The sequence below is a fragment of the Cyanobium sp. LEGE 06113 genome, assembly GCF_015207615.1.
Genome location: NZ_JADEWM010000003.1, coordinates 45,276 through 65,360, shown reverse-complemented (window position 1 = coordinate 65,360; position 20,085 = coordinate 45,276). Strand labels below are relative to the sequence as shown.

General features: G+C 68.7%; 20 protein-coding genes and 1 pseudogene. 13 read left to right on the top strand and 8 right to left on the bottom strand.

Going from position 1 to position 20,085, the window contains the following annotated elements; translation table 11 throughout:
• Complete coding sequence (locus IQ220_RS06455; protein WP_193913824.1) at window positions 1–1,062, bottom strand: amidoligase family protein; 1,062 nt, start codon at window positions 1,060–1,062, stop codon at window positions 1–3.
• A gap of 10 nt (window positions 1,063–1,072) precedes the next feature.
• Window positions 1,073–1,669 carry a hypothetical protein gene (locus IQ220_RS06450; protein ID WP_193913823.1) on the bottom strand — a complete coding sequence of 199 codons (597 nt, stop codon included), beginning with the start codon at window positions 1,667–1,669 and terminating at the stop codon, window positions 1,073–1,075.
• A gap of 222 nt (window positions 1,670–1,891) precedes the next feature.
• On the opposite strand from IQ220_RS06450, the gene IQ220_RS06445 reads away from it, so the two are divergent.
• From IQ220_RS06445 to IQ220_RS06430, 4 genes are all read left to right on the top strand, one after another.
• Window positions 1,892–2,653 carry a TIGR01458 family HAD-type hydrolase gene (locus tag IQ220_RS06445; protein ID WP_193913821.1) on the top strand — a complete coding sequence of 254 codons (762 nt, stop codon included), beginning with the start codon at window positions 1,892–1,894 and terminating at the stop codon, window positions 2,651–2,653.
• A gap of 263 nt (window positions 2,654–2,916) precedes the next feature.
• A complete protein-coding gene (locus IQ220_RS06440; protein WP_193913819.1) occupies window positions 2,917–4,167 on the top strand; it encodes a hypothetical protein in 1,251 nt (416 codons plus the stop codon).
• A 248-nt stretch (window positions 4,168–4,415) separates the two neighbouring features.
• Complete coding sequence (locus IQ220_RS06435) at window positions 4,416–4,712, top strand: hypothetical protein (RefSeq protein WP_186696869.1); 297 nt, start codon at window positions 4,416–4,418, stop codon at window positions 4,710–4,712.
• Window positions 4,709–5,260: a hypothetical protein gene (locus IQ220_RS06430; protein WP_193913817.1), complete on the top strand. Its 552-nt coding sequence runs from the start codon at window positions 4,709–4,711 to the stop codon at window positions 5,258–5,260. The genes IQ220_RS06435 and IQ220_RS06430 overlap by 4 nt, the downstream gene beginning before the upstream one ends.
• Here the strand turns inward: IQ220_RS06430 and IQ220_RS06425 are convergent.
• Complete coding sequence (locus tag IQ220_RS06425) at window positions 5,225–5,992, bottom strand: response regulator transcription factor (RefSeq protein ID WP_225875612.1); 768 nt, start codon at window positions 5,990–5,992, stop codon at window positions 5,225–5,227. The genes IQ220_RS06430 and IQ220_RS06425 overlap by 36 nt on opposite strands.
• Window positions 5,993–6,254: 262 nt before the next feature.
• Here IQ220_RS06425 and IQ220_RS06420 point away from each other — a divergent pair, with 262 nt between their 5' ends.
• Entirely contained in the window at window positions 6,255–6,533 is a 279-nt protein-coding gene (locus IQ220_RS06420; protein ID WP_186696871.1) for a DUF6761 family protein, read from the top strand.
• Between the two features lie 31 nt (window positions 6,534–6,564).
• On the opposite strand, the gene grxD is transcribed toward IQ220_RS06420, so the two are convergent.
• The 4 genes from grxD to IQ220_RS06400 form a co-directional block, all read right to left on the bottom strand.
• Window positions 6,565–6,888 carry a Grx4 family monothiol glutaredoxin gene (gene grxD / locus IQ220_RS06415; RefSeq protein ID WP_186696872.1) on the bottom strand — a complete coding sequence of 108 codons (324 nt, stop codon included), beginning with the start codon at window positions 6,886–6,888 and terminating at the stop codon, window positions 6,565–6,567.
• A gap of 4 nt (window positions 6,889–6,892) precedes the next feature.
• Window positions 6,893–7,126 carry a BolA family protein gene (locus IQ220_RS06410; RefSeq protein WP_193814745.1) on the bottom strand — a complete coding sequence of 78 codons (234 nt, stop codon included), beginning with the start codon at window positions 7,124–7,126 and terminating at the stop codon, window positions 6,893–6,895.
• A gap of 43 nt (window positions 7,127–7,169) precedes the next feature.
• Complete coding sequence (locus IQ220_RS06405; RefSeq protein ID WP_228007197.1) at window positions 7,170–7,664, bottom strand: hypothetical protein; 495 nt, start codon at window positions 7,662–7,664, stop codon at window positions 7,170–7,172.
• Between the two features lie 72 nt (window positions 7,665–7,736).
• Window positions 7,737–8,558 (bottom strand): 1-acyl-sn-glycerol-3-phosphate acyltransferase, encoded by an 822-nt coding sequence (locus IQ220_RS06400; RefSeq protein WP_193913815.1) that lies wholly within the window; start codon window positions 8,556–8,558, stop codon window positions 7,737–7,739.
• Between the two features lie 128 nt (window positions 8,559–8,686).
• Between IQ220_RS06400 and IQ220_RS06395 the strand changes: the two genes are divergently transcribed.
• Window positions 8,687–9,436: a pyridoxine 5'-phosphate synthase gene (locus tag IQ220_RS06395; protein ID WP_193913813.1), complete on the top strand. Its 750-nt coding sequence runs from the start codon at window positions 8,687–8,689 to the stop codon at window positions 9,434–9,436.
• The gene (locus tag IQ220_RS06390; RefSeq protein WP_193913811.1) at window positions 9,433–9,753 is read left to right on the top strand and encodes an MgPME-cyclase complex family protein; all 321 of its coding nucleotides are present in this window, start codon (window positions 9,433–9,435) and stop codon (window positions 9,751–9,753) included. Before IQ220_RS06395 ends, IQ220_RS06390 begins: the two co-directional genes overlap by 4 nt.
• Before the next feature lie 6 nt (window positions 9,754–9,759).
• On the opposite strand, the gene IQ220_RS06385 is transcribed toward IQ220_RS06390, so the two are convergent.
• Complete coding sequence (locus IQ220_RS06385) at window positions 9,760–10,125, bottom strand: hypothetical protein (protein WP_193814750.1); 366 nt, start codon at window positions 10,123–10,125, stop codon at window positions 9,760–9,762.
• A 150-nt stretch (window positions 10,126–10,275) separates the two neighbouring features.
• Here IQ220_RS06385 and IQ220_RS06380 point away from each other — a divergent pair, with 150 nt between their 5' ends.
• From IQ220_RS06380 to IQ220_RS06365, 6 genes and pseudogenes are all read left to right on the top strand, one after another.
• Window positions 10,276–10,746: a metallophosphoesterase gene (locus IQ220_RS06380; RefSeq protein WP_370566359.1), complete on the top strand. Its 471-nt coding sequence runs from the start codon at window positions 10,276–10,278 to the stop codon at window positions 10,744–10,746.
• Window positions 10,698–10,967 (top strand): hypothetical protein, encoded by a 270-nt coding sequence (locus tag IQ220_RS16485; RefSeq protein ID WP_370566358.1) that lies wholly within the window; start codon window positions 10,698–10,700, stop codon window positions 10,965–10,967. Before IQ220_RS06380 ends, IQ220_RS16485 begins: the two co-directional genes overlap by 49 nt.
• Before the next feature lie 14 nt (window positions 10,968–10,981).
• Window positions 10,982–11,920 (top strand): annotated as a pseudogene (locus IQ220_RS16480) (exodeoxyribonuclease V subunit gamma); the annotation flags it as partial.
• 1,495 nt (window positions 11,921–13,415) lie between these two features.
• Window positions 13,416–14,237 (top strand): hypothetical protein, encoded by an 822-nt coding sequence (locus IQ220_RS15650; RefSeq protein WP_370566379.1) that lies wholly within the window; start codon window positions 13,416–13,418, stop codon window positions 14,235–14,237.
• Window positions 14,234–17,995, top strand: a complete 3,762-nt coding sequence (locus IQ220_RS06370) for a UvrD-helicase domain-containing protein (protein WP_193913803.1) — start codon at window positions 14,234–14,236, stop codon at window positions 17,993–17,995. Before IQ220_RS15650 ends, IQ220_RS06370 begins: the two co-directional genes overlap by 4 nt.
• Entirely contained in the window at window positions 17,992–19,605 is a 1,614-nt protein-coding gene (locus IQ220_RS06365) for an ATP-dependent RecD-like DNA helicase (RefSeq protein ID WP_370566357.1), read from the top strand. Before IQ220_RS06370 ends, IQ220_RS06365 begins: the two co-directional genes overlap by 4 nt.
• Window positions 19,606–20,085: the final 480 nt, after the last annotated feature.

Here is a 20,085-nt window from a genome sequence, read left to right as displayed (position 1 = left end):
TCATCGGACAAAGATCCGATCGAACGCGGCCATGGCGGCCGGGCTGGCATCCAGGGGATCACGGCAGACCTGATGGTGGGGGAGCATGGCCTGGCGCAGCACTCGTTCCAGGAGCCTCGCCGAAGAGATGACACTGGCCGTGTCCAGAATCACAGGCAGGATCCTCACTTCAAAGGTGAACTTGTTCGGCTCACCTTTCACAAGATTGCAGAGGTTGAAATCGCAGAATTTGGTGAGAGGAATCTGGGCCAGCTGCGCCCTCGCCTCGGGCCAGTTCAGGCTGGCAAACGCCTCGGGGCGCACGAGATCGATCAGGCCTGGAGGCCATCCCCCCAGCCGTGTGCAGAGGGGATTAGTGCGCAGCGTGCGTTTCAGAATCTCTCCATAGTGGTTCAGGAGCAGAATCAGGTTGCGCATGGTTCGCGCCGAGCAGAGTGGAGCGGCATCGAAGTGCAGGTGGGTGGCCCCCTCCACGGGAGCCCGGAATCCGAGCGCCCGAGCCTGCTCCAGCAACAGGCCCAGGTGGAGGGCGTGGTCGCTGTCGAACGGTGGCGTAATCAGCTCACAGGGCCGTTCCCGTTCTCCGGGCAGTGGAACCGCCATGGCGATGGGTTGCCCGGCGACATCCGTGAGTCGCATGACTGAGCCCGGGAGGGTCTCCACCCGGCCACCGAACAGCTCAGCCACAGGGTTGAGCACCTGCGACAGAGGGAGTTCGGCACGGGTGTGCCTGTCGATCAGGCGCAGAAGTCTGGCGTCGTCGCTGACGATGCGATACCAGCCAGATTTCGATGGCTGGCTCTTGTCCAGGTCACGTTGAAGGGTCAGGTCATCAACACAGCGGGCCCGCAGCCTGCCGCTGCGATCGATCACCTGAAACCCCAGCGTGAGGTTGTCGGCAATCGGGCTGGCCCCGAGATGGGCGGTTTCTTCCTGCGGGTGAAAAAAAGGCTGAACACATCCACCGCAGGCCCGAGCGATGACCAGAGCCAGATCCCGTCGGCTGGATCCTTGCGGAGCCAGTAATTCAATTTCAACCCCCAGCCGCCAGGTCACGGTCATCCATGGCTCCCTAGCTCTCCTCCGCTCTGCTGCCGTACAGCTGCTGAGCTTGTGCGAGGGTCCGATCGAGTTTCTCGTCATCACTGATGGCAAGTTTCCTCTCCACACGCAGCTTTGATTCCCAGATCAGGGCTTGCTCGGTATCGCCGTAGTTCCAATACCTTGTCAGCACTTCAATGTCGTCATAGGTGTAGCTGGATTCTCCGAACAGCTCCAGCGGCCCTGATGGGTTGATCGCGCTGACGGCATTGCTGCGTGCCTCCAGGAGCATCCCCTCCAGGAGGCCGACATCTCTGGGACCGAAGAGAATTTTTCTGCCGATGCGAAGTTTGGCCTCGCTGGCCGTCTGGCCCCACAGCTCGGCTAGAACCCTGGCATCCCAGTAGTCATAGTCGCTGGAGGCATAGGCGGAGATTTCCCTGGCGCTGCTATCGGCCTGTGAGAGCCATCCCGTTGCAGCAGCCGTGAGTGGGGGTGCAGCTGGATGGTCCACTTGTGGCCACCCCGAAGCCACTACAGCGGCTTGTGAGAGTGCCACGGCCAGAGCCCCCACAGCTCCGAGGCTGATGATTTCCAAGCTGATCAGAGATCTCAACGGCTTCTTCATTCGGTTGCCTCACAGATTCACAGGTTGCTCAGCTCGGTTTCCCCTGTCAAGCCAGTTGTGGCATCACAGAACGTGCCCGTTCGGAACTCGTAGCAGCCATGGTGGGCAGGCTCCTAAGGGCGGCAGTGATGGAGTTGCCGATCCCGTGGGTGGTTGGCCCATCTGACAGGCCGCACACGCGTCCGACAACATGGTGCTGAGGGGACCCGCAAACTGCTTCCCATGCTTCCTGATGCCCTGTTCCTTGATCTGAACGGCGTGCTCTACGACCACCCCGGGGCGCCGTTGCCTGGAGCGATCAGCACCCTGGGCTGGGCAAGGCAACATGGCCTGCCGATCCGGTTTGTGACCAACACGGCCACCCGTGACCATCAGCAGATCGAGCGTGATCTGGAGGTGATCGGCATCCGCGTGCAGCCGGGCGAACTGTTCACTGCACCCCTGGCAGCCCGGGCCTGGATTCAGGAGCGGGGACTCACGCCCTATTGCCTGGTGCATCGGGCGATCCGAGACACCTTCTCGGATCTGGAGGGAGACAGTCCGAACTGCGTGCTGCTGGGCGATGCTCGTGAGGATCTCACCTATCCATCGCTGAATCGGGCCTTGAGGCTGGTGCTGGACGGTGCTCCCCTGATTGGCCTGGGCATGAATCGCCTGTTCCGGGAAGGCGGGGAGTGGATGCTGGATGCGGGGGCCTTCATCCGTGGGCTCGCCTGGGCGGCCAAGGTGGAGCCGATCGTGATGGGGAAGCCTTCGGCCGCCTTCTTTGCGCAGCTGGTGGCCGATGCAGGCGTGCCAGCAGGCGCCTGCCTGATGGTGGGTGACGATGCTGAAGCCGATGTGGCCGCCGCCCTGGCGGCTGGGCTACGCGGCTGCCTGGTCCGCACGGGCAAGTATCGCCAGGGCGATGAGCGGGGTCTTCCACGCCAAGCCCTGGTGATCGACAGCATCGCCGCGCTTGCCGGGGCCCTGGAACAGCAGTGACCACTTCGCAGCAGAGGAGTGTATGCAGGACCAGATCAGTCTGTAGTGGTAACGACCAATCAGCGACGTTTGACATCGAAAGAGAAGCGACCAGATGTCGGCTAAATCAATTACCAATCACCTCCAACCATCCATGTCAAGCCATTGAGACAGAATCAAAAATCATCAACGCGATTGCATCTTGATTCAAAGATCTGCAAGAGGTCAGCATGCCTACAACTTGTTGATGATTATTATGCTCAGTGTCTTTGCTTGCTGAGTACATGAACGGATCCGCGGTGAAAATCATCAGCAGAGTGTTCGGGATTGCTGCAGGCTGCGGTGCGGTCTTGACACCGTTGAGCCTGCCATCAGCGGTACGGGCCCAAAGCTACGACACAAAAGTTTTGGAGATCACGGTAAAAACAACTCAAACGACGGATTCCGGAGAAGACGAAGTCTTCTTTACGATCATTGATCACAGTGGGAAAACAATTCGCGTGCCGAGTGGATCTGGCTATCACTCCATGAATGAAGACGACGCGACACTTGATACCTGGGTAACCACCACAGACGTGAAGGTGCACAAACAAGATGGGCTCCGGTCGTTACCAATTATGCTCAATTTCTGGGAAGATGACAGTGGTGCCAATGCCGATGACGTTTTAGGGCTGATTATTTTCAGCCCCGACGCATCCAAAGGAACTGCAAAGGGGTCGCAGAAAGGGATGGCTTCGGGTTATACGTTCAGCTGGACTTTGAGAGACAAGGTTTCTGGTGCTCGCCCCAGGACTTCCCTTGATCCCACAGATCCTGTGCAAAAACAGGGTGAAGCCGCGTCAACCCGTGATCAAGCCTTGAAGATCAAGGAATATCCAGTTGTGAATGACAGCATTGAATTAGACAACGTCGGCACGCAGACGCCAAAAGTGGATTTGATCGCTCGAGGACGACTTGGCACCTACGCCGAAACAGTCTATCTGATGATTGATCTCAAAGACACCAAACTGGCGGCCTCCAAAACAGCACGCCTGCAGTTTGATAGCACAGAGACCCGTGGTTGGTATCTAGAACAAGCCACGGTGGAAATCATTCCCCTCAATAGAGGTTTTAAGCTCGAGAATGGAGGGCCAGATACGTCCGTTTCACGAGGTTCAATCAGCTCCACCAGCGGGGTGGGACTGGGATTAGGGGTCTCGGCAGATGGCGGTTCAGCTGAAAACAGTAGTTCGTTTTCTGTATCCTACAGTGAAGATCTGGAAAGCTTCAGCGCAGAAGATTTAACAAACAAGCCCGATCTGAAAAGCCTCTACCTTCTTTCAGCCACCCGCAAGGTGGGTACAGCCTTTGCTGGTGTAGGTGGCTTGGTGCCCTACTCCAAGCCAAAGGATCTCATTCTGATGAGTGCCGAAGGGCAGTTTACTGGTACACCACTAAATGAGCTGCCTGCCCAGGCCAAAGGAAATTTCCCGGTTTTACGGTGGGAACATGGGAGGTTCCTGCTGGCTTTTCCGGGCCTGCAGACTTTCGAGTAGATATCACTCTGAAGCTCAGAAAGACGGACAAAGACAACAACGTCTTCCAGGTTTCATCACAATCTGAATCAGCAAGCCGCAAATATTCCAAGACGTTGCGATACATGATTCCAGAGAGCTTGTGATCGTCAGCCGCTCTGAGGCCGATCTCGCCTGTCGAGGGCAGTCGGCCTGAAGCCGCCATGCCCTACAGCCACGTCGTCGCTGGGAAGTTTCATAACGTGGGAAAGTCCATAGCTTCCCCTGAGATGTCCAGCAGCTCGTCCCCGCCTGAGCAACCGAGCGCGGCCCAGCTGGCCCTCTACCTGGAGCAGCGGGGCGACCTCAGCAAGCCCTGGCTGCTGCAGATGCTGCGTCTGGCCAAGTTGAAGGAATCGAAGCATGAGCTTTCCCCCGAGGACTACCTGGAGCGGCTGCAGGAGGCCCACGCCGATCTGATGCGGTTGGGCGCGTTCTGGAAGGGGCGCGAGCAGGAGGTGTTCAGCGGGGCCTACAGCCCCTCAGCGCTGCTGGAACCCCTGCCGGGCTCTCCTGGCGACCGATGACCCCAGCGACCCAGCGCTACCCGATGGCGCCGCTGATCCGCTTCACGCTGCTGGGCCTCTATCTGGCCCTGGTGGTGCCGTTGCCGGCCCTCGCCCCGGCGGGCGTCAGCGGCGCCATGCTGGTGCTGGCAGTGGCGTGGGGCCTGGCTCTGGTTCTCGCCCTCACCAGCGAACGGGTCGAGCTCGATGGCGAGGGGATCAGGGTGGGCCATCCCCGCTGGTGCAGCTGGCTGCTGCGCCGTGGCTGGAGCCTGAACTGGACCAGCATCACCGCCCTCACACCCGTCACCACCAGCCAGGGTGGCCGGGTGTACTACGTGCGCTCAAGCGATGGCTCCGCCTGGCTCCTGCCCCAGCGCGTGGCCCGCTTTCCAGACTTCCTCGATCGTTTCGCGAAGGGGACGGGCCTGAGCGTCAAGGGCATCGGACGGATCAGCCCGCCATGGACCTACCAGTTGCTGGCCGCTCTCAGCGCTCTGATGCTGGCTGGCGAACTGATCTGGGCACTGGCGTCAGGCCAGGGAATTGACCGGATTGGGCAGGGGTGAACCCACCGGCAGCAGGTCAGGTCCGGCCGCAGGATGCTCGGGAAGGGTGTCGAGGCTGAAGCGGTAACCCTGCTGACGCACGGTGTCGATACCGCCGCCCTCCCCGAGGCCGGCCTGCTCCAGCTTGCGGCGCAGCGTGAGCACCTGGGTGTCCACGGAACGGGGGCCGCCACTGAACGGGGGCCAGGCCATGCGCAGCAGTTCCTGGCGGCTGCGCACCACCCCCGGGGGCATCAACAGGGCACAGAGCAGGGCAAATTCGCGCGGACTCAACTCCACGGGCTGGTCGCGGAGGGTGACCTGTCGCAGCAGCAGATGCACCTCCAGGGGGCCCACGCAGACCTGCTCCTGCAGACCCGTTGAGCTGCGACGCAGCAGGGTGCGGCAGCGGGCAGCGAGTTCCTCGAGCCCGAACGGCTTGCGCAGCACGTCGTCAGCGCCGGCATCGAGCAGGGTGACGACGGGCTCGGAGCCCGAGCGGGCCGTGAGCACCATCACCGGGCAACGCAGCTGGCTGGCCAGGCGCAGAGCACTGCTCTCATCCAGCAGTTCCGCGCTGATCAGCAGGTCAGGCGACTGGTCGCGGCACACTTCCAGGGCCTCTTTGGCCGTGGCGACGGCGGCAGCCAGGTGGGAATCCTGGCGGAGGCGCTGGGCCAGAACGGTGCGGAGGGTGGCGTGGGGATCAACCACCAGCACACGCTTGGCCAGATCGGAAGCAGGCTGCGGCAAGGGAGGTTGTTCGGGTGGCACCGCTGTGTGGGTCAAGACCCTGAGTCATTCCAACCTAACGGTCCTGTCGAGCCGTGGCACGTATCAGCCGTGGCTGTAAACAGGAGCCTGGTGTGCTGCGGCGCAGACCTCAGCACCCCGCAGACCCCCTCAGACCCCTGCAGGGACCTGAACCAGGAGCGCTCAGAGCGTGTGGTTCGGTGGTCCGCTCCGCGCCCGTCAACGATCATGGCCACAATGGTCATCAGGGTCAGCCCTCACCATGAACGCGCTTCAGCACCCCGACGCCATCCGCCACTTCCAGTCGCTGTGTGACGCCTGCCAGGAGCTCTCACTCCGGCACCACGGCCCGGCGGACCTGCGGCTCTATGCCGATGGCTACCTGCACGCACTGCGCCGCACCGCCGTGCTCGACCCCCTGGTCCTGCGGCGGCTTGAAGATCTGGTGGAACGCTGGATTCTCGACCCCTCCAGCTTCATCGGCCCAGACGGCGACCCCAGAGCGCTGTACGAGAGCGGCTACGAAACCGGCCGCCGCTAGCTGGATCACGGCAGCCAGGCCGACCTGGAGTTCAGCTGGCGAGGGCCACCGCCAGCTGCTCCTTGAGCTCACCGGAGTTGTACATCTCGATCAGGATGTCTGAACCGCCGATGAATTCCCCGTTCACATACACCTGAGGGATGGTGGGCCACTCGGAGAATTCCTTGATGCCCTGGCGGATCTCAGCGTCGGAGAGCACATCGAAGCTGTCGAAGGGCACGCCGAGGGCGTTGAGGATCTGCACCACGTTGTTGGAGAAGCCGCACTGGGGCATCAGCTTGGTGCCTTTCATGAACACCACCACCGGGCTGCTGGTGACCAGCGTCTGAATGCGCTGTTTGACAGAAGCGTCCATGGAATCAGCTAGGGGTTGAAGTTTGCAGGGCCAGGGCATGGATCGCCTCACTGGCCAGTTCCTGGCGCAGGGCGCCATACACGAGTTGATGCTGGCGGATCCTGGTGAGACCGGTGAAGGCCGTGGACACCACCGTCACCTGGAGATGATCCCCACCACCGGTGAGATCCTCCACCGCGATCTGGGCATCGGGCATGGCGCGCTGGATCGCGTCCTTGACCTCGTCTGGTTGCACCATGGGGCGGGCCTCGCAACGGCGGGAATCTAGGGGTTTGTGCGGCTCAGCTGGCCGCTGCCGCCTGGCCGGCCGTGTAGGGCGTGGTGGCGAAACCGATCTCCAGCAGCATCTGGTAGGCCTTGCGGCCCTCCTCGGTGGTGGGGGTCATCACCTTCACCACCTCCACCAGCAGGGGCACGGCCACCTCGGGCTCGTTCTGCCGGCGGAACAGGGCCGCCAGCCGCAGGTTGGTCTGGGCCATCAGCTCCAGGGCCTCCCTGCCCTTCTGATCCATCTCCCGCGGAATGCGGGCGTCGAGGCCGCGGAAGGAGCCGCTCAGATCGCGGTAGAAGCCCAGCAGCCGACGGCAGTAGTCGCGGGCGAGGTCAAAGTTGCGGCGGGCCTCAGTGAGATTGCCGCTGGCGGCGGCCGCATCCCCCTGAGCCAGCAGACGCCGCGCCGCATCGAGGCTGATCGGGCTCTGGGTTCCGGCCAGGGTGCGCTCAGGGGCCTGCTGGGACAGCGCCGGGGTCGCCCCCACGGGCACGAGCGCGGCCATCAGGGCCAGAGCAGTTCCGCACAGACGGCGCTTGAGCCTAGGCACGGCAATGGGTGTCATGGTGGCGAAACTCTAAAGGGGCTGGTCTGGAGCACCGGAACACGGTTTTGGCAATGACGGCACGCCGATGCTCGCGGCCGCCTGGCTCTCCAGAACCGTCATGGCGGCGGCGAGCTGGGCTGTGAAGGCCTTCGCCGCCTCCCGACCCTCGCCCTGGAGGCGCATCGGCGCTCCGATGCGGAGCGCGGCGCGGCCGCAGGGGAGGGCCAGGCTACGGCTGTAGGCAATGCCCACGGGCAGCACGGGCACCACCACCCCCTTGCTCTCGGCCAGCAGTGCGAGGCGGGCCAGCCCCTGCTGCAGCCGAGGCACGCTGGGCTCCCGGCGGATGCGGCCCTCCGGAAACACCACCAGCTGTTCGCCGGCCTCCAGCAGCTCCACGGCGTAGCGCAGGCTGGCCAGGGAAGGCCGCAACTGGTTCACCGCAAAGCAGCCCAGCCGCTGCAGGAACCAGCCCTGCAGCCCCTGCATCTCATCAATGGTCACCATGAAGCGGCAGTCGCGTCCGCTGACGCGGCGGCCTGCCGCGTAGGGGAGCAGCAGGGCATCCCAGCGGGCCTTGTGGGTGGGGGCCAGCAACACAGGACCGCTGGCCGGCAGGAACTGCTGGCCCTGCACCTGCAGGGAGCGAAACCACAGAGGCAGGGCCAGATCCTGGGTGGCCAGCATCGCCACGGGCGCCAGCCAGGGGCTGATGCCTCGGCAGACGCTGCGCTCCCGGGAGGGCTCGGGGAGCTGGGGAGAGCCGGCATCGGCGCGGCTGAGGCGGCCCGGGCCCTCGGATTCCGCCTCCGGCTGGGCCATGGTCGCGACGCGCTCCTGGGTCGAGGTCATGGGGGAAAGCTACGGAGTCACTGCCGCCTGTCGCCGCCCGGGCGGGCAGTTGACCCTGCGGCCCAACGGCGGCAGCGCGATCGCCCCGGGGCTGCTCCATAGGATCCGCAAGGCCCCCTTCCGCTGCCATGGCCAGCCTCGGCGTCAACATCGATCACATCGCCACCGTGCGCCAGGCCCGCCGCACGGTGGAGCCCGATCCGGTCAGCTATGTCCTGCTGGCCGAGCTGGGTGGCGCCGATGGCATCACCGTGCACCTGCGCGAAGACCGCCGCCACATCCAGGACCGTGACGTGGAGCTGCTGCGCCAGACCGTGCGCAGTCGCCTCAACCTGGAGATGGCAGCCACCGCCGAGATGGCCGCCGTGGCGCTGCGCCTGCGGCCCGACATGGTGACCCTGGTGCCCGAGAAGCGCGAGGAGGTGACCACCGAGGGGGGCCTCGACGTGGCCGGCCAGGGCGCTGCGCTGGCGGATCTCGTGGGCCGTCTGCAGCAGGAGGGCATCGGCGTGAGCCTGTTCGTGGATCCCGTGGCGCAGCAGCTGGAAGCCAGCCAGGCCAGCGGCGCCCGCTGGGTGGAACTGCACACCGGGGCCTATGCGGATGCCGCCTGGAGTGAGCAACCCAGGGAGCTGGCCCGGCTCTGCGAGGCCAGCTTCATCGCCCGCAGCCTGGGCTTGAGGCTGAACGCCGGCCATGGCCTCAACTACCAGAACGTGGAGCCGGTAGCGGGAATCGAGGGCATGGAGGAGCTGAACATCGGCCACAGCATCGTGGCCAGGGCCCTGGCCGTGGGGCTGAGCCAGGCCGTTCGCGAGATGAAGGCGCTGGTTCAGAATCCGCGCCGCGACCCCCTGTTCGGCAGCCTGCAGCCATGAGCACCTATCACTTCGTTGCCGCCAGCGAGTCGTTCCTCACGGTGGAGGAGCCCCTGGAGGAGGTGCTGCGCGAGCGGGTGCGCCACTACGGCGAACAGGGCAAGGCGATCGATTTCTGGCTGGTGCGTCGGCCGGCCTTTCTGGAGGCCCCGGAACTCGCCGCCAGCACCAGCACCGTGCCCAGGCCCGCTGCGGCGGTGGTCTCCACCGACGAGAAGTTCATCACCTTCCTGAAGCTGCGGCTGGAGTTCGTGCTGGTGGGCCAGTTCGAGGCCCCCAGCAGCGCCATCGCCGATCCCCTGGCCAGCCTGGCCTGAGCCGGTTCAGAACAGCCCGAAAAAGCGCTTGCGTTCGGGCGGAGCGGCCTGATCCTGCTCTGCCGGGCTGGAGCCAGGCTCGGGCCTGGCCCGTCCCTGGCCCCCGTCCTGCTGATAGCGGGGCTTGTTGTCGCCGATGGTGAGCAGGGCCTCCTTGTTTTTCCACCACACCCAGTCGCGGATCGGCGGCGTGTCGCGCAGCTGCTCGCGGGTGAGGCCCAGGCCGAGCTTGGCGGAGGCATTGAGCAGCACATCGAGCATCTCCTCGCCGTTCGAGCAGCGGGCCAGGGCCTCGTTGGTGCGGCGGGCGCCGTTGAGGGCCTTCACCAGGGCCCGCACCCTCTGCAACACCGTCAACGACTGCAACTCCATGGCTCCCGGTGCAGGTGAGGCGAACCGTACCAGTGCTGTCCGGGAGTTGAGGGCCAGGGCCCGAGCCCATCCTGTTGGGCGCTGATTGCGGGCTGATTGCTGACAGGTTGGGCGTCCAGGGGCCAGACTGGCAGCAACGCAGACCTCCTGATGACGCCCCCCGCCGTTCCCTCCCGCCACTGGGTGATCGGGGACGTTCATGGCTGCGCCGACGCCCTGGAACGACTGGCCGCTCTCCTGCCCCAGCGCGACCGGCTGGTGCTCTGCGGCGATGTGATCAACCGGGGCCCCCAGATCGAGCGCAGCATGGAACTGGCCTGGGGCCTTGTCTGCTGCGGCCGCGCCGTGTGGCTCCAGGGCAACCATGAGGCCAGCCTGGTGCAAGCCCTGAAGCAGCAGGGCCCGGGCGCCCGGGAGACCTTGGCCGCCTGCGAGACCTACCGCCAGCTGGGGGATCACCGCTGCCGCCTCTGGCTGGAGCGGCTTGAGGCCCTGCCCCTGATCTACCGGGGAGCCGGTTGGTGGCCACCCACGCCGGCTTCGATCCCGACAGCTGGGAGCCCTCGCTCACGGTGCGGCAGGCGTTCTGGGACACCTATGACGGCCGCTTCGGCGATGTGATCGTGGCCCACACCCCCGGCAAGGCCGTGCGGCGCAAGAACCGCGGCCAGATCGTGCTGATCGACACCGGCGCCTGCTACGGCGGACGCCTCTCCGCCTATTGCCCCGAAACCAGGGCCAGCCGCAGCGTGGCCGGCGACCGTCCCTGGTTCATGGATCCCGTGCCGCAGCCCATCGCCCCCGCGCCGGTTTCTCCCTCCCGCCTGGCCGCTCCGACCTGAGCCGGGCGCCGGCCGTGCTCACCGTCTTCCGCAGCAACCGGGCCGAAACCCTGGCCAGCCTGCTGGCCGTGCAACTTCGCGAGACGCCGCCGCCGCCGCTGGAGACCGTGCAGGTGGTGGTGAACACCTGGCCCACCAGCCGCTGGCTGGGCGAGCAGCTGGCGGTGGAGCTGGGGGGCATCGCCGCCAACATCCGCTACCCCTTCCCCGGCAGCCTGCTGCGCCGGATCCTGGAGGCCGTGCTGGGCGGGGAAGGCGGCGAGCGCGATCCCTGGCGGGCCAGCGATCTGGTGTGGCCGGTGCTGGAGCTGCTGCCGGCCCTGGCGGACGAGCCCGCCGCTGCCCCCCTGCGCCGCTGGCTGCAGCAGCGGGGCGGTTCAGGCCAGGAGCTGAGGCTGGCCCAGTGGCAGCTGGGCCGCTGCATCGCCGATGCCCTCGACGACTACGCCCTCTACCGCCCCGACCTGCTGGGCCAGTGGTGGCAGGGGTTGGACGAGGGCAGCGACTGGCAGGCCCTGCTGGTGCGGCAACTGCGCCAGAAGCTGGGGGTGAAGCCCTTCGGGCTGCGGGTGCGGGAGGCCGTGGAGCGGCTGCAGCGGCATCCGGAGGCCTGCCCCGAGCTGCCCGCCCGCCTGCGCCTGTTCGGCCTCAGCAGCATGGCTCCGGTGCAGGTGGAGCTGCTGCACGCGCTCAGTGGCCGCATGGCGGTGGAGCTGTACTTGCTCACGCCCTGTCCCGACCTCTGGCAGCACTGCAGCAGCCGCCGCTCCCTGCTCAGCGATGCCGTGGCCCTGCGCCAGCCCCTGGGGACGGACTGGCTGGCCCAGGCGGGGGGGCTGGAGGCCCGCTTCGGGCGGCTGGGGGCCGAGTTTCAACAGCTGCTGGAGGGCACCGGCGAGAGCCAGCTGGGGGCTAGCCAACAGGCAGACCTGTTTGTCGATCCCACCAGCCTCCCCCCCCTTGCCGGCCCGGGGCAGCCGGCACCCCTGCTGCGTCAGCTGCAGCGCCAGCTGGTCGATCCTGCCGGCGCTCCCGAGCTGACTCGGGCCCGGGGGGATCGCTCGCTGGAATTCCACGCCTGTCCGGGGCAGCTGCGCCAGCTGGAGCTGGTGCGGGACCGCATCCTGCAGCTGCTGCATGACGACCCCAGCCTGCAGCCTCGGGACGTGCTGGTGATGACGCCCCAGGTGGATGCCTTCGCGCCGCTGGTGGCCTCGGTGTTCGGCGACCGCGAGGCCACCGGGGTGGCGCTCGACTGGCGACTCACCGATCGCAGCCAGCAGGGCCAGAACGGTCTGGGGCCCAGCCTGCTGGCCCTGCTGCGCCAGGCGGGGGAGAGGCTCACCGCCTCGTCGCTGCAGGCCCTGCTGGAGAGCCCGGCCCTGCGGCAGCGCTTCCAGCTCAGCGCCGAGGAGATGGCCGACCTGCACCGCAACCTGCAGCGGCTCGGGTTCCGCTGGGGACTGGATGGCACCGAGCGGGGCGGCGAGGCCTGCGGCAGCCTCAGCTGGGCGATCGATCGGCTGCTGCTGGGGCTGGTGCTGCCCGAGACGCCCGGCCTGGCCCCGGCGGAGACGGCACCGTTTGCCGCAGGCGCCAGCCTGGAGCTGCTGGGGCGCTGGCTGCACTTGCTGGGCCGCCTGCGCCACTGGCTGGAGCGCTGGCGACGGCCTCGCAGCTGTAGCGCCTGGGCCAGGAGCCTGCAGGCCGGCCTGGAGGATCTGTTCGGCGACGCAGGGGAGGCGGCCTGGGAGCTGCCGCCGCTGCTGGCCGCCATCGACGACTGGCAGCGGGCCGCTGCCGGCTGCGCGCTGCACCTGGCGGCTCCCGTGGTGGCGGCGGTGCTGGAGGAGCGGCTGGCGGAGGAGGCCGGCCGGTTCGGCCACCGCAGTGGCGCCCTCACGATCAGTGCCCTGGAGCCGATGCGGGCGATTCCGCACCGGGTGATCGTGTTGATGGGCCTGGATGGGGGCCGTTTTCCGCGGCAGAGCCGCCGGCCCGGCTTTCACCACCTGGAGCGAAAGCGGCAGCTGGGCGACCCCAGCCCGGCGGACCAGGATCGCTACGCCCTGCTGGAGGCCCTGCTCTCGGCGCGCGACCACCTGCTGATCAGCTGGAACTGCCGCGACGAGCGCAAGGGGGAGCCGCTGCAGCCCGCCACCCCGGTGAGCCAGTGGATCGGCTGGCTGGAGGGTGCGCTCAGCTCGGAGCAGGGGGCATCAGGCTGGTGCAGGAGCATCCCGCCAACCCCCTCGAGCGGGCCCATTTCCTCCCCACGGCGGAGGGGCCGCCGGCCAGCTGCGACCGCCGCCGGCTGGCGGCCCGGCAGCTGCTGGATCGGCCGCAGCCCCCCAGCCCCTGCGTCCCCTGGCGGCCACGGCGGCCCCGCAGAGCACCGCGCCCAGCGCCTCCCCCATCAGCCCCTACGAGGACCTGCGCCGCTGGTTGGTGCAACCGCAGGGGAGCTGGCTGGAGTCGCTCGGCCTGCAACCGAAGGAGTGGAGCGAGGCCATCGAGGATCTGGACGCCGCCGGCCTGGACGAGCGCCAGCGCTCCTCCCTGCTGCGCCAGGCCCTGGGCCGGGGCGAGGCCTGCCCGGCCGATCCTGCGGATGATCCCCTGGCTGAGGCCGTCAGCTGGCTTGAGGCCCAGCGGGGGCGCGGCCTGCTGCCGCCCCTGGCGGGAGGAGAACTGGAGGCCGAGGGCCTGGCGCAACGCTGGCGCGACCTCACCGAAGCCCTGGAGGCCCTGGGACCGGCGCAGCAGCGGTTGGCCAGCTGGCAGGCGTGGCAGCAGCAGCTGCCCTGGCGCGGCAGCTGCGTGGTGCTCGTGCACACCGCCCGGGCCCGCAGCCGCCAGCGGCTGGAGCTGTGGCTGCGGCTGCTGCTGGCCGCCGCCGCCGACCAGCAGCCCAGCGGGGCCGTGCTGGTGGCCCGCGGCAGCAAGGGATTCGGGAAGGAGCTGGAGCTGCGGGCCCCCGATGCAGCGGGCGCCCGGGCCGAACTGGAGCGCCTGGCCGCCCTGCGCCAGCGGTGGCGGCAGCGCTGCTGGCCGGTGCCGCCGCAGACGGGCTGGGCCTTGCTGCAGAAAGGCGACAGCGCCGCGATCAGCTGCTGGGAGGGGGGCTTCCAGCTGGCTGGTGAGCGGCTGGAGCCCGAGCAGGCCCTCTGTTTCGGGGCTGAGCTGCCGGGGGTGGTGCTGCTGGAGCAGAACCCGGTGCGGGAGCTGGCCGCCGAGCTGCTCGCTCCGCTGCGGGAGCGGCTGGCATGAAGGCTGTGTTCGAGGCCAACCGCTTTCCGCTCACGCCGGGGCTGAGGCTGCTGGAAGCGAGCGCCGGCACCGGCAAAACCTTCTCCCTGGCCCATCTGGTGCTGCGCTTCGTGAGCGAGGCCGAGCTGCCCCTGAACCAGCTGCTGGTGGTGACCTTCACCAACGCCGCGGCCGCCGAGCTGCGCGAGCGGATCGGCCGGCGCCTGCAACAGGCCCTCACCGTCCTGGAGGCGGGGGCAGCAGCCGGGGAGGGGAATGGAGCGGGCCATCGGGCGGACGTGGATCCGGCCCTGGCGGACTGGCTCACCTGGGCCCGGCCCCGGGCCGAGGCCCTGCGGGCGCCCCTGCTGCTGGCGCTCGAGGACCTCGACGGGGCCGACATCACCACCATCCACGGCTTCTGCCTGCGCAGCCTGCAGCGCCATGCCCTGGAGTCGGGCCATCCGCCCGAGCTGCAGCTCGACACCGATGCCGCCCCCCTGCTGCGGCAGGTGTGCCACGACTACTGGCGCCAGCAGGTGCTGGCCCTGCCAGCCCACCTGCTGGCGGGGGTGCAGAGCCAGCTCAAGGGCCCGGACACCCTGGTGCAGTTGCTGGCGCGGCTGGATGGCGATCCCGCCCTCGCCCTCGACCCCCTGCCCGAGGGGATGGACGCCCATCAGCCCCTGACGGACCAGCTGGTGGGCCTCTGGCGGAGCAGCTGGACCCACTTCTGCGCTCTCTGGGCCCGGCACGGCCAGGCCCTGGAGGCCAGCCTCTGCAGCACGGCCGCCGACTGGCGCTCCAGGGGGATCAGCAAGACCGGTACGTACTCCCCCCGCCCCCGAAAGGACCGCTGCGCCATCGTGAGGGCCTGGATCGCGGCCCAGCCGGACGGTGGCGACCACGCCGCCTGCCTGGCCCAGAAGGAACTCAACGATTACTTCCACCCCGGCGCCTTCCTGAAGCAGGCCAGGCCGATCGAGGCCACTGCCCCGTCAGGCCCCGGCGGCCGGGAGCCGAGACTTCCCGAGCGCCCCCTGATGGAGGCCGTGGCAGCCCTGCTGGAGGGTCCGGCGGAGGCGCTGCTGCTTCACGCCTGCCACTGGGGCCGCCGCGAGTTGGCCCGGCGGCGGCAGCGCAGCGGCCGCATGGGCTATGGCCAACTGCTGGAGAGCCTGGATCCGGGCGAGGACCCCCACGCCCACTCCCCCCTGCTGGAGGCCGTGGCCCAGCGCTACGCCGCCGCCCTGATCGACGAGTTCCAGGACACCGATCCGATCCAGTGGCGGATCCTGTCGCGGGCCTTCAGCCCGGAGCGGCACCGGCTGGTGCTGGTGGGTGATCCCAAGCAGGCGATCTACCGCTTTCGCGGCGGCGAGCTGGCCACCTACAGGCTCGCGGCCGCTGCGGCTGAAACCAGCGGGGGCGTCAGCGCCCTCACCACCAACTACCGCGCCACGGCAACCCTGATCAAGGCCTTGAACGGCCTGATGGAACCGGGCCTGCGGCGCTCCGGTCTGGAGGTGCCCCAGGTGGAGCCCCGGCCCGGTCAGGCGGCCCCAGGGGCCCAGGGCCCGCCCACCAGCCTGGAGCTGCTCTGGCTGGGCAGCGGCGAGGGTGCCGGCGAGGCCCCCCAGACCAGCACGGAGCTGGAGAAGCGCCTGCCCGGCCAGGTGGCCCGGGTGGTGGTGGAGCTGATCGCTGGCGGCGAGGTGCCCCAGGACATCTGCCTGCTGGTGAACACGCACCGCCAGGCGGAGCAGCTGCGGGCCGCCCTGGAGCGCTGCCGGATCGCCAGCCGGCTGGTGATGGACGGCGATGTGTTCACCAGCCCGGCGGCCACGGCCCTGCAGCGCCTGCTCGATGCCCTCGCCCACCCCGGCCATCCCCGCCGTCTGCGGCTGCTGGCGGCCTCACCGCTGCTGGGCTGGAGTGCGGCGGAGCTGGCCGCGGCCAGCCCGGAGCGGTGGAGCGCCCTGGCCGCGGAGCTGGCCGAGGGCGCCGAGCAGCTGCAGCGCCGCGGGCTGATGGGCGTGCTGGCCGCGCTGCTCGACGCCCCGGGCCTGGCCCGGCTCGCCCCGGGCGGCAGGGTGCTGGCCGATCTGCAGCAATGCGCCGTGCTGGTGCAGCAACAGCTGCACAGCCACCGGCTCGGGCCGGCCGCCGCCGCCGACTGGCTGCGGCAGCGGCGCCTGGAGCCGGACCCCGATCCCCCCGAGACGCACCAGCCCCACAGCGACCTGGAGGATGGGGCCGTGTGGGTGGTGACGATCCACCGCAGCAAGGGCCTCGAATACCCCGTGGTGCTCTGCCCTTACCTGTGGAAGGCCCCCAGCCGCCGCCTGACCGGCCCTGGCCTGCGCTGGCAACCACCGCACCATCCGGCACCGGTGCTCGACCTGCACCTGAACGCCCACTGGGGCCAGGGCTGCCAGGCCCGGCTGCAGCACAGCGAAGCGGATCTGCAGGAGGCGGAGCGGCGGGCCTACGTGGCCTGCACCAGGGCCCGGCGGCGCCTGCTGCTGGCCTGGGGTCCGGTGAAGGAGCAGCAGGGCAACCCCCTGCACAGCTGGCTGTTCGGCCAGGAGCCCCCGCCGGGGCTGGACGACGCTCCCTACACCGACCCCTCCGACCAGGAGTGGCGCCAGCGCCTCGACCAGGAGATCGCCCGGCGGAACCTGCCGATGCGGCTGCGCGACCTTCCCGGTCCGGGCACACCCGTGCAGGTGGCGCCAGCGGCTGCGGTGGGCCCTGAGCTGGCCGTGGGGCCTGTGCCCAGCCACCGCCTCGATCGCAGCTGGGGCCGCAGCAGCTACACCAGCTGGACCCGGGGCAGCCACGCCGCCGCGCCCCAGACCCTGGAGGAGGGCCGCGAAACCGATGGCCTCGCCCTGGAGCTCGAGCTGCCGGAGCCGCTGGCCGCCTCCGAGGCCGGCGAGCCGTCCGGGAAGCCGGAAGCAACATGGCCAGCCGAGAGCCCCCTGGCGCACTTCCCCCGCGGCTCCCAGGCGGGTGATTGCCTGCACCGCATCCTCGAGCAGCTCGACTACCAGCAACCCGCTGCCGAGCAGGCCGAGCTGGTGGGCCGCGAGCTGCAGCGCAGCAGCATCGCCGCCAGCCACCTGGAGAACGCGCTCTCAGGGCTCGACCAGCTGCGCCTGAGCCCCCTGGGTGGCCCGCTCGGGGCCTTCCAGCTGGACCAGCTGCCCGCGGCGGAGCGGCTGAACGAGATGGGCTTCGATCTGCCCCTGGGCCTGGTGCGGGCCGAAGCCCTGGCCCGGCCATTCCGCGATCACCCCGGCGGCGCCTGCGGCGCCGACTACGCCGACCGGCTGGCCCTGCTAGAGGTGCATGACCGCGGTTTCCTGACCGGTTCGATCGATCTGGTGTTCCGCCAGGGCGAGCGCTGGTGGGTGCTCGACTGGAAGAGCAACTGGCTGGGCGAGCGGGATGCCGACGGCCAGCCCCTGGCCTGCGGCCCCCGCCACTACGGCCCCGGCGCCCTGGCCGCCCTGATGGCCGCGAACCACTACCCACTGCAGGCCCACCTCTATCTGGTGGCCCTGCACCGCTACCTGCGCTGGCGTCTGCCGGGCTACGACCCCGCCTGCCACCTGGGCGGCTATGCCTACGTGTTCCTGCGTGGCGTGCCGGGGCCATCGGAGCGGGCGCGGCAGCAGGCCACCCAGGCCGAGCTGCTGCCGGGGATGGCGGTGGAGTGTCCGCCCCTGGCGCGCCTGCTGGCCCTGGATCGGGTGCTGGAGGGGGCGGCGTGAGCCCCTCCCCCGCCACCCTGCCCGACCCTTCCGGCGACCCGCGGCCGGCCTGGCTTGCCGCCCTGGCCGCCTCGCTTGCGGAGGCCCTGCCGCGGCTGCATGGCGTCGAGGGCGATCCGGCCCTGGACACCGTGATCGCGGCCCTCACCGGCGCCCTGGCGGAGGGTCAGCTGGAGCTGCTGCTGGCCGATCCCGAGCAGCGCCGGGCCGTGGCGGCCTCACCCCTGGCCAGCGACCCCTGGGGCCCCCTGGTGCTGGAGGGCGAGCGGCTGTTGTGGCGGCGTTGGCACGCCCAGCGCCAGCAGGTGCTGGAGGCCCTGATCCAGCGGGCCGGGCAGCCCTCCGCCCTGGCGGAGGCTGGGCCGGTTCCGGCCCTGGCCAGGCTCGACTCAGATCAGCAGCGGGCGTTGGCGGCCGTGCTGAATCACCGGCTCGTGCTGCTGGAAGGCGGCCCAGGCACCGGCAAGACCAGCACCGTGGCCGGGATGCTCGAGGCCGTGCGCGAGCGGAACGGCGGCGCCCGCATGCATCTGGCGGCACCCACCGGCAAGGCCGCGGCCCGGCTGCGGGCCAACCTGGCCCCCAGCGAGGCGGTGCCCTGCACCACGGTGCACCGCCTGCTGGAGAGCCAGGGGGAGCGCTTCGGACGCAACCGCCAGCACCCCCTGGAGCTGGATCTGCTGGTGATCGATGAGGTGTCGATGCTCGACCTGGCCCTGATGCAGGCGGTGCTGGAGGCGTTGCCGGCCCAGGCCAGCCTGGTGCTGGTGGGGGATGGCGCCCAGCTGCCGCCGGTGGGGCCCGGGCCGGTGCTGCTGGAGCTGCAGCGTGCCGACAGGCGGCAGGCCCTGGGGCCCGCGGCCGTGGAGCTGCGCACCACGTACCGCAACGGCGGCGCCATCGCCGAGCTGGCGGCCAGCCTGCGACCCAGCCCTGGCCCCAAGCCGGTGGACGCGGCGGCGCAGGGATCAGGCGACTGGCGTCATCTGATCCCCCAGCTGCGCCAGCTGCAGCCCGGGGCCAACCTGGCCTGGCGGCAGACCTCTCCGCGGCGGTTGCCGGGGGAACTGCTGGAGCGGCTGCAGCGGCAGCAGCAGGAGCTGCGCCGGCTCTGCGACAGCACCAGGCCCGGCGACCAGCAGGCTGAGGCGCGGCTGCTGGCCCAGCTCGATGCCCTGCTGGTGCTCACGCCCGTGCGCCGCGGTCGCTGGGGGGTGGAGGCGATCCATCGGGCCCTGCTGGGGGAGCGCCTGGAGCAACCCGTGCAGCAGTGGCCGCTCGGAACGCCGGTGCTCTGCCAGCAGAACCTGCCCGAGCTGGGCCTGGCCAACGGCGATGTGGGGATCCTCACGCGGCCGGCAGCGGGGCAGGAGCCACGTCTGCTGTTCGGCGTGGGAGGCGGAGAGCATCTCTGGCTCCATCCCGCCCAACTGCCTGCACGGCAGCCTGCCCTGGCCCTCACGGTGCACAAGGCCCAGGGCAGTGAAGCCGAGGAGGTGTGGATCCTGATGCCGGACACGGGTCGCCCCAGCGACCGCTTGCTGTACACCGCCCTCACCCGGGCCAGACAGCGGGCGGAGCTGATCACACCAGAGGGTGATAAAGTTTGATTTCACCCTTTTCTCAAGGGCAAGGCAGTTCTAAGGATTTTCAAGAACTCAAGGATTTCAAGGAGATCCGCGCCCCTTGGCGCAATCTCAACGGCAGCAAGGTCAACGGCTCCTCAGCCCATCGCCTCAGCGTCGTGCATGTCATCGACCGGCGGGAGCCCACAGCGACGACACCCCCTTGATGGTCCAGCGGTTCCCTCCATCTGGGCATCTGCCGTCCTGCGAAGAAGGATTCCACCAGGCCCTGGCCTGGACAGGTTCGATTGACTTCCGTGACTGAATCGTTCAGCGGCACCAGCGTCGTGTGCCCCGACCCCACCACCACCCCCAGCGACACCATTTCCCTCACTCCCCAGAGCGTCCAGATCGACGACACGACGGCCCCTGCGGCCACAGCGGCAGACCCCTCGGCAGACGCCAGCGGCTCCCGTGAGCCGGCCCCTGACGCCGCAGCTGCAGCTCCGATCATTCCCAGCGAGA